This is a genomic window from Pantoea sp. S-LA4, assembly GCF_054482835.1.
The window spans coordinates 1,092,107-1,104,236 of sequence record NZ_JBTLRC010000002.1 but is presented as its reverse complement, the minus strand read 5'-3'; the positions used below and the strand labels follow the sequence as shown (position 1 = coordinate 1,104,236).

8 protein-coding genes are annotated in these 12,130 nt (G+C 55.7%); 2 read left to right on the top strand and 6 right to left on the bottom strand.

Annotated features, from left to right (window positions below; translation table 11 throughout):
- Positions 1 to 44 precede the first annotated feature (44 nt).
- Positions 45 to 785 (top strand): pyruvate formate lyase 1-activating protein, encoded by a 741-nt coding sequence (gene pflA, locus ACX3P5_RS06035; protein ID WP_010254935.1) that lies wholly within the window; start codon positions 45 to 47, stop codon positions 783 to 785.
- A 616-nt stretch (positions 786 to 1,401) separates the two neighbouring features.
- Here the strand turns inward: pflA and ACX3P5_RS06030 are convergent.
- From ACX3P5_RS06030 to lrp, 6 genes are all read right to left on the bottom strand, one after another.
- Positions 1,402 to 2,553 carry an MFS transporter gene (locus tag ACX3P5_RS06030; protein ID WP_233984737.1) on the bottom strand — a complete coding sequence of 384 codons (1,152 nt, stop codon included), beginning with the start codon at positions 2,551 to 2,553 and terminating at the stop codon, positions 1,402 to 1,404.
- 315 nt (positions 2,554 to 2,868) lie between these two features.
- On the bottom strand, positions 2,869 to 4,161 hold the full coding sequence (gene serS, locus ACX3P5_RS06025) for a serine--tRNA ligase (RefSeq protein WP_233984738.1): 1,293 nt from the start codon (positions 4,159 to 4,161) through the stop codon (positions 2,869 to 2,871).
- Between the two features lie 93 nt (positions 4,162 to 4,254).
- On the bottom strand, positions 4,255 to 5,598 hold the full coding sequence (locus ACX3P5_RS06020) for a replication-associated recombination protein A (RefSeq protein WP_458968412.1): 1,344 nt from the start codon (positions 5,596 to 5,598) through the stop codon (positions 4,255 to 4,257).
- Positions 5,599 to 5,605: 7 nt separating this feature from the next.
- Positions 5,606 to 6,217: an outer membrane lipoprotein chaperone LolA gene (gene lolA / locus ACX3P5_RS06015; protein ID WP_031376650.1), complete on the bottom strand. Its 612-nt coding sequence runs from the start codon at positions 6,215 to 6,217 to the stop codon at positions 5,606 to 5,608.
- A 181-nt stretch (positions 6,218 to 6,398) separates the two neighbouring features.
- Positions 6,399 to 9,983, bottom strand: a complete 3,585-nt coding sequence (locus ACX3P5_RS06010) for a DNA translocase FtsK 4TM domain-containing protein (protein WP_458968411.1) — start codon at positions 9,981 to 9,983, stop codon at positions 6,399 to 6,401.
- Between the two features lie 118 nt (positions 9,984 to 10,101).
- A complete protein-coding gene (gene lrp, locus ACX3P5_RS06005; RefSeq protein ID WP_006118610.1) occupies positions 10,102 to 10,596 on the bottom strand; it encodes a leucine-responsive transcriptional regulator Lrp in 495 nt (164 codons plus the stop codon).
- 522 nt (positions 10,597 to 11,118) lie between these two features.
- On the opposite strand from lrp, the gene trxB reads away from it, so the two are divergent.
- Entirely contained in the window at positions 11,119 to 12,087 is a 969-nt protein-coding gene (gene trxB / locus ACX3P5_RS06000; protein ID WP_336754953.1) for a thioredoxin-disulfide reductase, read from the top strand.
- Positions 12,088 to 12,130 lie beyond the last annotated feature (43 nt).

Below are 12,130 nucleotides of genomic sequence, written 5' to 3'. Positions count from 1 at the left end.
ATTGCGCCGTCTGTCCCGGCAGACTCACTGGAGAAAACATCGCAATGTCAGTCAACGGTCGTATCCACTCGTTCGAATCCTGCGGTACCGTCGATGGTCCCGGCATCCGCTTTATCACCTTCTTTCAGGGCTGCCTGATGCGCTGCCTCTACTGTCACAACCGCGACACCTGGGATACCCACGGGGGTAAAGAGATCAGCGTCGAGGCGTTGATGGCGGATGTGCTCTCTTATCGTCATTTTATGAATGCCTCTGGCGGCGGCGTGACGGCATCGGGCGGTGAGGCCATTTTGCAGGCGGAGTTTGTACGCGACTGGTTTCGCGCCTGTAAAGCCGAAGGCATTCATACCTGTCTTGATACCAACGGTTTTGTCCGTCGCTACGATCCGGTGATTGACGAGTTGCTCGACGTAACCGATTTAGTAATGCTCGATCTCAAACAGATGAATGATGACGTTCACCAGATCCTGGTCGGCGTCTCGAATCATCGCACACTGGACTTTGCTCGCTATCTGCAGAAAAAAGGTAAGCGCACCTGGATTCGTTTTGTTGTGGTGCCTGGCTATTCTGACGACGACGATACCGCGCATCGGCTGGGTGAATTTACCCGCGATATGGAAAACGTGGAGAAGATTGAGCTGTTGCCCTATCACGAACTGGGCAAACACAAATGGATTGCGATGGGTGAAGAGTACAAGCTGGATGGCGTTAAGCCGCCCAGCAAAGAGACAATGGAACGGGTTAAAAACATCCTCGCCAGTTACGGCCACGAAGTCATGTACTGATTAAGCGAAAAATATCTGAAATAACCCGTGGCTTAATGCTCGTCAGTTAAGGTTAAATTTGCAAAGGCTGTCACGTTCAGACGTGGCAGCTTTTTTTCTGCGCCAGCGTGCCGGAGTGCGGGCCTGAGCATCTCTGCTGCTGCCGGGCCGTCCTCGCGCCGCTGCGCGGTTCCTTCGGCTTTGACGTCGTGCCGACGAACCGTTCGGGGCCCTCCCTGGCCGGCCCAGAACTCTCCACGCTTCCCGGCGTGGCGTTCTGGCCCAACGTCACGCCTCAGCGCTGCGGATAGCCCTTTCAGCAGCAGAGGCGCTCAGGCCTTCACGCTCGTGCCCTTTTTAACAACACGCACTGAAGTTTCAGAGCAGGCTGGGGCCGCTCAGGGGCAGGCAATCCGCAGCGCTGAACATTGGCCAGCAGAGTCCGCAGGACGCGGGCGAAAGGCGGGGCGGCACAGGATGTGCCATCCCCGACGGACCGTCAGGCAGAGGAATGAAGTGAAGGCGCAGCGGCGCGAGGACCGCCAGTCCCTGAGCAGCACCAGACTGCGTTATCACTCGGCGCTTAAAGGACGAGCACTAAGCTCTACTGTCTGGCAATCAGTTTACGCTCCGGCAATCAGGCATGCGCCACCGGCGTGGCGTGATGATCAGCCTTACGCAGCAGCATTACCAGATAGATCAGCGCCACCGCAGCAATCATCACAAACAGCAGTCGGTCAGAATAATTCTGCATCAGCATTGAGGTCATCGCTGGCCCTACCAGACTGCCAACGGTATAGCTCATCAACAACGCCTGATTCATCGCTACCAGTTCATGATGTGCGACGGTTTCACAGGCCCACGACATAGCAACCGGATAGAGCGTAAAGCCCGCCAGCCCCAGCACAAACAGTGCCGGTGCCATCGCGGCGCTGGTCAGCATCGCCATCGCGCCCAGAATTACCACAAACACCTGTACCCGTAATACCAGCATCCGGCCAAAGCGATCTGCCAGTCGGCCAATTGGCCACTGCCCGACAATACCTGCGCTGACCAGTAGCGCCATCCAGTAGCCAACATTGGCATCGCTCATTCCCTGGTGCGACAGGTAGAGCGGCATCAGACCATAAAGCGAGCCCAGAACGATTCCTGAAATAATGCAGCCATTGATGCCCAAGCGCGAACTGCGACGACGCAGCATCGGCCAGATGCGACCTGGCGCGGCTTCTGCTGTATCGCCACTGGCAGACACGCGGGTAAACACCAGCGGTAACACTGCACAAAATACCAGACTGGTTACCCAGGGGATCACACTTAACAGTTCAGTCGACAGCTTGCTGACCAGCAACTGACCTGCCACGGTACCGAGATAATAGACAATCATATACGCCGCCAGCAGCTGGCCACGGTTGCGTACCGTCCCGCTGCACAGCAATGCGCTTTCCACCACCACCCACATCAGCGCACAGCCCACACCGGCGACAAAACGCAGCGAGCTCCACGCCCAGAACCCATCCATCATTGCCAGGCAGATAGTGGCTATGGCAAACAGAGCGGTCGCAAAGTAATAGCTCCGGTTGAAGCCATACTGGCGGATTAACCAGCCGGCCAGCAGCGTCCCGGCCAGATTACCGGTGTAATAGGAGGAGCTGACAATACCTACCTGCCAGGTTGTCAGTAAGTCATGGGTCAGCCACAGCGGGACCAGAGTGTTAAGCACGGCAATAGAGACGGTCATTAACAGCAGGCCGCAAAGCAGCAATAACACGGGGCGTGACCAGGTTGACATAGGGGAAAAAACCAAAGCGAATGAAGGAAATTGCGCGCAGTTTGCCATTGGCTTTTTTAAAGTCAATGGCCGGAAATTTCGCGCAGCACATTTTGCTGCGTGACAATTTAATTTACTAATCTTCAGTGGGTTACAGCAGGACGAAGCGGCAGGACAATAAACGCTATCTCTATGAAAAATCGCATTTTTAAGCCATTCGACCGAATGACCATCGATAACGTTTATTTGTGATAAGTTCTAAAACGAATTAATCCTATTCTGGAACGGCGGAGATAAAAAACCCGGCCAGAGCCGGGTCAGTTAAAACGAGATGGCTTAGCCGATAATTTCAACGCCGTTCATGTACGGACGTAAAACCTCAGGCACCTCGATTCGGCCATCCTGCTGCTGATAGTTTTCCAGCACCGCCACCAGCGTACGGCCGACAGCCAGGCCTGAGCCATTCAGGGTATGAACCAGACGAGGTTTCTTCTCCTGTTTGCTGCGGCAGCGTGCCTGCATACGACGCGCCTGGAAGTCGCCCATGTTGGAACATGAGGAGATTTCGCGATAGGTGTTCTGCGCCGGTAACCAGACTTCGAGATCGTAGGTTTTGGTCGATCCAAAGCCCATATCGCCGGTACAGAGTAAAACCTTACGATAAGGCAGGTTCAGCAGCTGCAGCACTTTCTCAGCGTGACCGACCAGCTCTTCCAGCGCATCCATCGACTGTTCCGGCGTGACAATTTGCACCATTTCGACTTTATCGAACTGATGCATACGGATCAGACCCCGCGTGTCACGACCGTAGGAACCGGCTTCAGAACGGAAGCAAGGAGTATGCGCCGTCAGCTTAACCGGCAGGCTCTCTTCTTCAAGAATCTCGTCGCGCACCAGATTGGTCAGCGGCACTTCAGCGGTCGGGATCAGGGCATAGTGACTGCTGTCTGATTCCTCTTCCAGCGGACGGGTATGAAACAGATCCTCGCCAAACTTCGGCAACTGACCAGTTCCGTACAGCGTTTCATGGTTTACCAGGTACGGCACGTAGGTTTCAAGGTAGCCATGCTGCTCAGTGTGAAGGTCAATCATGAACTGACTCAGCGCGCGGTGCAGACGCGCAATCTGACCCTGCATCACCACAAAGCGGGAACCGGTCAGCTTCACGGCGGCTGCAAAATCGAGCCCTTTAGCCGCTTCGCCCAGCTCTACATGATCTTTTACCTCGAAGTCGAACTGGCGCGGTTCGCCCCAGCGGCTGACTTCCTGGTTTTCGCTGTCATCTTTGCCCAGAGGCACTTCATCTGCCGGAATATTGGGCAGCGCCAGCGCAAAGTCACGAATTTGATTCTGCAGTTCATCCAGTTCTGCTTTAGCGGCATCCAGGCGTTCGCCCAGCGCATTCACTTCCTGACGCAGTGGCTCGATGTCTTCCCCACGTGCTTTGGCCTGGCCGATGGATTTGGATCGGGCATTACGCTCCGCCTGCAGGTTTTCTGTTTCTACCTGCAAGACTTTACGACGCTCTTCAAGCGAACGCAGCGTTTCCACATCCAGTTTAAATCCCCGGCGTGCCAGTTTTTCTGCGACTGCGTCTGGCTCGTTACGCAGCAGATTGGGATCGAGCATGCTTATCCTGTGTATTTAAAAGTTGGTTGAAAGAAGGGACGCACTCCAGCGGAATGCGTTGAAAACCTTGACCACATTACCGTAACGTCTGTTTCAGCGGTAGCGTTTTGTCGGGCTATTTTGATCCTGCTCAGCCAGCCAGCTTAGCTTTTCGCCAATCTTACCTTCGAGCCCACGCTGCGTCGGAACGTAATAGCGCGCACTGGCCATTTCGGGCGGAAAGTAGACCTCTCCGGCCGCGTAAGCGTTAGCCTCATCGTGCGCATAACGATACTCTTTTCCCAGCCCCATCTCTTTCATCAGTTTCGTTGGAGCGTTACGCAGATGTTCCGGGACATCATAATCGGGATGGTCGCGCGCATCACGCATCGCCGCTTTGAAGGCGGTATAGACTGCGTTGCTTTTGGGCGCGCAGGCCAGATAGACGATTGCCTGAGCAATGGCACGCTCCCCTTCGGCGGGCCCGACGCGGGTGAAACAGTCCCAGGCCGCAATCGCCACCTGCATTCCACGCGGATCGGCATTACCCACATCTTCTGAAGCGATCGCCAGCAACCGACGCGCCACATAGAGCGGATCGCCGCCGGCAGTGATTATCCGCGCATACCAGTAAAGGGCCGCATCCGGCGCGGAACCCCGCACCGATTTGTGCAGCGCCGAGATCAGATCGTAAAAGCGGTCGCCTTTATTATCAAAGCGCGCCGATCGTTCACCTGAGACTTCATTCAGCAACTGCGGCGTCAGTTCACGCTGGCCCGATGCGTTGTTTTCGGCCATGTCGGCCATCATCTCCAGCGTATTGAGCGCCCTTCGCGCATCGCCATTCACCAGCTCAGCGATCATGCGACGAGTATTATCGGGCAGCACAATGTCGCTGTCGCCGTAGCCACGCGCTTTATCCTGCATCGCCTGATCCAGCACCTGCTCAATATCGTCGTGGGTCAGCGATTTCAACAGATAGACGCGGGCGCGCGACAGCAGTGCCGAGTTAAGTTCAAACGAAGGATTTTCGGTGGTTGCACCGATAAAAGTGATGGTGCCGTCTTCAATGTGCGGTAAAAATGCATCCTGCTGGCTTTTATTGAAGCGGTGAACCTCATCCACGAACAGAATGGTACGTCGCCCGACCTGCTTGCTCTGACGGGCACGCTCAATAGCCTCACGAATCTCTTTAACGCCCGAGGTCACCGCAGAGATTCGCTCTACGTCGGCGTTGCCATAATGAGCAATAATCTCAGCCAGCGTAGTCTTACCGGTCCCGGGCGGTCCCCACAGAATCATTGAGTGCAGATGGCCTGCTTCAATGGCACGCGGCAACGGCTTTCCGGCACCCAGCAGATGTTGCTGACCAATGTACTGTTTCAACGTTTCTGGCCGCATACGCGCGGCCAGAGGTTTGAAATTTTCAGTGGAAAAATCCAGGGACAGGTTACTCACTGCGACCTCACTGACGTTGATCGTCCACCGTGACGCCTTTTGGCGGAGTGAACGTAAATTTATCCGGGCTGATCGCCCCATTCTGCTGACTTTTCAGCTGGTAATCGCTGCGCTGACCATCCTGCTCAATAGCACTGAAGCGGTTGATGGTGCCGCCTGGCGTCACCTGGATGGTGAACTGTTTCAGGTTGCCATCGCTGTTTTTAGGGGTCAGTTCAAAATTGTCGCCCTGCTGTTTAATGTTGTACTGCTTCCAGTCATTGGACTGATTACGGGCAATCAACATAAAAGGGGTGTTGCTGGTGGCATTCTGCAGCAGGCTGACCGTCGCCTGTTCAACAAACGGGTTGTAGAACCACAGTGATTTGCCATCGGAGATGATGATGCTTTCGTCCGGGGCGGTCATATGCCAGTTAAACAGGCTGGGACGTTTCACCCACAGCTCACCTTCACCATCCTGCACGTTAGCCCCGCTGCTGTCGGTCACTTTTTGCGTGAAGCTGGCATGGAAGCTGCTGACCTTGTTCAGGCGCTGTTGCAGATCACTGGACGCATCAGCCAGTACGCTGGCTGATGAAAAGGTGGCCAACAGGCCAAGAGCGATTACGCGTAATTTCATCTGCTTCAATTCCTTATTTAAACGTTCCCATGACTCACTCTCTTCAGCCTGGTCGCTATTCCGTGATCAGAACAGGAGAATAAACCGAAAGCATAGTCAGATATGGGGTTTAAGCGCCTGAAAACAATGAGCCAGTCGAAACTGGCTCATTGATTAATGTTGCAAAACGTATCGTCAGCCGTCACATATCGTGTGGCGGTGGTGACAGGACTTCACGGTTACCATTGTGCCCTGGTGCAGAAACAATGCCCTGCGCTTCCATCTGCTCAATGATACGTGCAGCCCGATTATAGCCAATGCGGAACTGACGCTGAACGCCTGAAATTGAGGCGCGACGTTTATCGACAACAAAGCCCACCGCCTGATCAAACAACGGGTCCAGCTCTTCATCGCTATCGATACCACCGCCGCCTTCGCTCTCTTCGCCCGCCGTAATGCTTTCGATATATTGCGGACGACCACGCGCTTTCCAGTCCTGAACCACCGCATGCACTTCCTGATCACGGACAAAGGCACCGTGAACACGCACCGGCATCGACGAGTTAGGCGGCATATACAGCATGTCACCCATGCCAAGCAGCGATTCTGCACCCCCCTGGTCGAGGATAGTACGGGAGTCGATTTTGCTGGATACGGTAAAGGCAATACGCGTCGGGATGTTGGCTTTAATCAGGCCGGTAATGACATCCACTGACGGACGCTGGGTTGCCAGCACCAGGTGAATACCGGCGGCACGGGCTTTCTGAGCCAGTCGGGCAATCAGTTCTTCAACTTTTTTACCTACTGCCATCATCAGGTCGGCGAACTCATCCACCATCACTACGATATAAGGCAGTTTTTCCAGCACGGGTGGCGTCATGTCCATGCTGTCACCCGGCTTCCAGAACGGATCGGGAATCGGACGGCCCATCGCTTCAGCCTGTTCAACCTTTTCGTTGTAACCGGCCAGGTTACGCACGCCCAGCGCCGACATCAGCTTATAGCGCCGCTCCATTTCACCCACACTCCAGCGCAGCGCATTCGCGGCATCTTTCATGTCAGTGACCACTTCGGTCAGCAGATGCGGAATCCCTTCATACACCGATAATTCCAGCATTTTCGGGTCGATCATGATAAAGCGGACTTCTTCCGGCGTCGCTTTGTACAGCATGCTGATGATCATGGCGTTAACGCCCACCGACTTACCGGAACCGGTGGTACCGGCTACCAGCAGGTGTGGCATTTTCGCCAGGTCGGCCACGACCGGCTGACCCGCGATGTCTTTGCCCAGCACCACCGCCAGCGGTGACGGATTGTCACGGAACTTAGGACAATCCAGCACTTCACGCAGATAGACCGTCTGACGATGCTTATTCGGCAGTTCCAGACCCACATAGGGTTTGCCTGGGATCACCTCGACCACACGCACTGCGACGGTAGAGAGCGAACGTGCTAAGTCGCGCGACAGGTTGGAGATGCGTGCGGCTTTAACACCCGGCGCCAGATCCAGTTCGAATCGGGTAATGACCGGACCAGGCGAGATGCCCACCACTTCGGCTTTCACCCGGTAATCACCCAGCCGCGATTCAACCAGTCGGGCAGTCTGCTCCAGCGAGAACATATCAACCGGCTCTTCCTCTTCTGGCGGTGCGGTCAGCAGATCCAGCGAAGGCAGCGGGGTTGAAGGTTTTTCCAGCGGCTGTTCGTGACGCATCAGGAACGGATGAATCAGGCTCTCATGCAGTGACGGCTTCGCCTCTTCGACCGGCGCGGCTGCAGGTGCCGTATAGGCAGATGCCTGTGAAGCCGCAGGTGATGCAGAGTGCGGCGGCTGCGTAGCGGCAGGTGCCGTATAAGCGGCTGGCGCTGGCGTCTGTGCAGTGGCAGAGGAAGCAGAGTATGGCGACGGCGTGGTGGCCGGCGCCGTATAGGCGGGCTGCTCAGGAGCTGACGCCGCAGCGGGTGCAAAGGCGGAAGGTGCCGGAACCTGTGCAGAAGCCTGTGGCGATGAAACCTCACGCGTCTGCTGCCAGGGCTCATGTGAGGTGGCAGGCGCTTCAGGTTCAGGCGTGGCCGCAATGGTAAACAGCGGCTCGACCGGACCGTCATCGACCAGGTCCTTCATCGGTGAGAAGTCAAACGCGGACGCCGTATCCAGATTAAAGATCGGTCCCTCTTTTTTCACTTCCGGCTCATAGCGCTGCTGTTGCTGTTCGGCGAACTGACGGGCCAGAGCCGCCTGCTGTTGCGCCTCCTGCTCATCTTCGTCCTCCTGCTGCCAGCTGCTGCCATACCGCTGCTGCTGCTCAGACTGGAACGCCTGACGTAGTTCATCCTGCTGCAATGCCGCTTCCGCTTCGGCTTCGACCGCGGTGGTCGGAACATTCTCTTCGGTTTTCGCTTTCTCTTCCGCCATGCGCTGAGACGGCAGCTTAATGCCATACGAGGCCAGCTCACGACGGGTCGGCAGTTTGACCGGATTTGGCCGCGGCAGTGCCGGGCCGATGCCCTGCTTAACCTGCGGATTGAGGTTGGTCTCCGGCGCCAGATCGAACACCGGCGCGGTGCGCGTCGTTGCCTGAGCCGCTGCGGCTGCCGCAGCTACCGCTGCAGTCGGCGCGGCCGGCATCGATGGCGTGTCACGCCAGTTACCCATCTTAGGCTCGTCATCGTCATAGGCGCTGAACGACGGTGTAGCAGGCGCTTCATCCGGCATTTCAAAGCGGTATAACGTAGGCGTCTCCGCTGGGGCGCTATGCGCTGGCGAACTGGCTGCGGTAAACGCGGATTCAGTAACGTGGCTGGCGGCTGGCGCAGGGGTCTGCGGTGCCGTAAAGGCCGGGGATGAAGCAGGCTGCGACACAGGTACGGCGGTTGCCGGGGTAGGCACCGCAACGGCTGGTGTTGCTGGTGCGACAGGCGCAGAAACGGCTGCCGGGGCGATCGCCACCTCTGCCGCTTCCGTGGTGGCCGCGACGGCGGCACTGGTCGCAGCAGCAGCTTTCGCCAGCAGTGGATCATCCTGAGAGAGTTCCGCCCCGGCAGCCGCACTGCGCGGTGCAGAAAGCAGAACATCGTCGTCGTCCGGATTTGCCGCATGCAGCAGCGGCGCGTCAGCATGCTCACGCGCATCCGGCTCATCCTCGTCTTCCTGCCAGGGTTCATCGTGACGGGACCGGTTGCTGGCAAACGTCAGCACGCCCATCACCACCCCACCAATTTTTTCGGCAATAGTGAGCCACGACCAGCCGGTATAGAGCGTGATGCCCGCCGCCCAGACGCAGAGCAGGGTCAGCGTGCCGCCCGCCGGGCTAAACCACGGCGCAATCGCATTACTGACCAGGCTACCAATGACGCCGCCTGAGGCGAAGTACCAGATATCATCCGCGTTCAGCGCTGCCATACCACAGGTGGTCACTACCAGCGCCAGTACGCCGATCAGGCGTAAGCCGACGGCGAAATAGTCAAAATAGTCCTGATTATCGCGCTGGCGGAAAGCAATCCAGCACAGACCGAGGATCACCGGCGGTATGGCGTAGGCCATCACACCAAAGATGAACAGTAAGGTGTCAGCCAGCCAGGCGCCAACGCTGCCGCCAATGTTATGAATGGGTTCGTGCCAGGCCGTTTGCGACCAGCTCGGGTCGGAAGGGTTAAAACTGACCAGAGAAACCATCAGGTAGATGGCAAAAAGTGCCACCAGGATGAGCAACGCTTCCAGCAGACGACGTCCACTGCTCAGCGATTGTAACGAAACGTCTTTATCTTCTGTGTATTCCTGGCTCAAGAGAACTCTCCAGGTGCCTGTAAAGTAAGAAGCAACAGCGTCGGGCTGGCCCGACGCTGGTCCTGTATGAATTCACAGGAGTGTACCGAAATCTCACAGGTTTTGCACCTGCCCCGCATCAGCGAGTTTTGATCACCAGTCGATTGCTCTGTTTAACCTCTTCCATCACCACGTAAGTCCGCGTGTCGTTTACGCCCGGCAGGCGCAGCAGGGTTTCACCCAGCAGTTTACGGTAGGCAGACATGTCAGGTACGCGCGTTTTCAGCAGGTAGTCGAAATCGCCAGAAACGAGGTGACACTCTTGAGTTTCCTCAAGTTTTTGTACGGCGGCGTTAAATTGCTCAAACACATCCGGCGCACCACGATTCAGAGTAATCTCAACGAACACCAGCAGTGATGCATCCAGATAGTGCGGGTTTAACTGCGCGGTATAGCCAAGGATGAAACCCTGACGCTCGAGACGACGCACACGCTCAAGACATGGCGTAGGCGATAACCCTACGCGTTTGGAAAGTTCCACGTTTGAAATGCGACCATCTTTCTGAAGTTCATTCAGAATATTTCTGTCAATTCTGTCGAGATCTTTCCCGGGGCGTTTCTTATTGTCTACCATTATTATTGTCTCTCTTAATTCCTTCCCTTTACCTGCCACGCCCTGAAAACGCTCATTGTTCGGGGCATTTCTGAAGTGAACTAACCGAGCCTGCGCGCTTTCACACTTATCCGTATGACGCATGTTGTCTGTCCACATCATGCGTCATTACCAATATCAGGCTGCATTTATTCGGTGTTGCGTGCAAAACAAGAGAGGAAACCCTGTTTTGTTCCGATTAATGTTATTCGCTTCTGATAATGTTTTCGCAAAAGCGCAGGCGATTGTCAAAGTAAAATGTCCAAATTCAGTACAAGATGCCAGACAGACCGCTGGGTATCTGTTTTTAAATGAGTATTTTTGAACTGCTGCACCCCCTAAAACCGATTTTTGCCCCCTTTTGGCGCAGACGGCAGGCGAAAAAGGGACTCATCGACTACGCCGTTTGCAGCTATCGTTAACAAAATTGCCGAAGCCTTGTCTTTGCCGCCGGATATTCCCTACAATCGCAGGCTATGTCAGCCGAATGAAACTGAGGAACGCATGAGTACGGCCAAACACAGTAAGTTACTCATTCTGGGCTCCGGTCCAGCGGGTTATACCGCAGCCGTTTATGCTGCACGCGCCAACCTGAATCCGGTATTGATCACCGGGCTGGAAAAAGGCGGACAGCTGACCACCACCACTGAGGTGGAGAACTGGCCGGGCGACCCGCACGATCTGACAGGTCCATCGCTGATGGAGCGCATGCATGAGCACGCCGAAAAATTTAATACCGAAATTATTTTCGACCACATTCACACCGTCGACCTGCAGAATCGCCCGTTCCGTCTCACTGGCGACAGCGGCGAATACACTGCCGATGCGCTGATCATCGCAACCGGTGCCTCTGCCCGCTACCTGGGCCTGCCGTCAGAAGAGGCGTTTAAAGGTAAAGGCGTTTCCGCCTGTGCCACCTGTGACGGTTTCTTCTACCGCAATCAGAAAGTGGCGGTCATTGGTGGCGGTAACACTGCGGTTGAAGAGGCCCTTTATCTCGCAAATATCGCGGCTGAAGTGCATCTGATTCACCGTCGTGACAGTTTCCGGGCAGAAAAGATCCTGATTGATCGTCTGATGGAAAAAGTGCGCAACGGCAATATCGTGTTGCACACCCACCGCACGCTGGAAGAAGTGGTGGGCGATCAGATGGGCGTTACCGGTCTGACCCTGCGCTCAACCCAGAATGACGCTGAAACAGAAGCGCTGGAGGTGGCAGGTCTGTTCGTGGCGATCGGACACAGTCCGAATACCGCGATTTTCGACGGTCAGCTCGAACTGGAAAATGGTTACATCAAAGTCCAGTCGGGCCTGCACGGCAATGCGACCCAGACCAGCATTCCAGGCGTCTTTGCCGCGGGTGACGTGATGGATCATATCTATCGCCAGGCCATTACCTCTGCGGGTACCGGCTGTATGGCGGCGTTAGATGCTGAACGTTTTCTTGACGGACTGGTTAAAAACGATAAGTAAGTTGTTAACCCTCTGATCTCAAATGTTCCGGGCGACTGTTTTT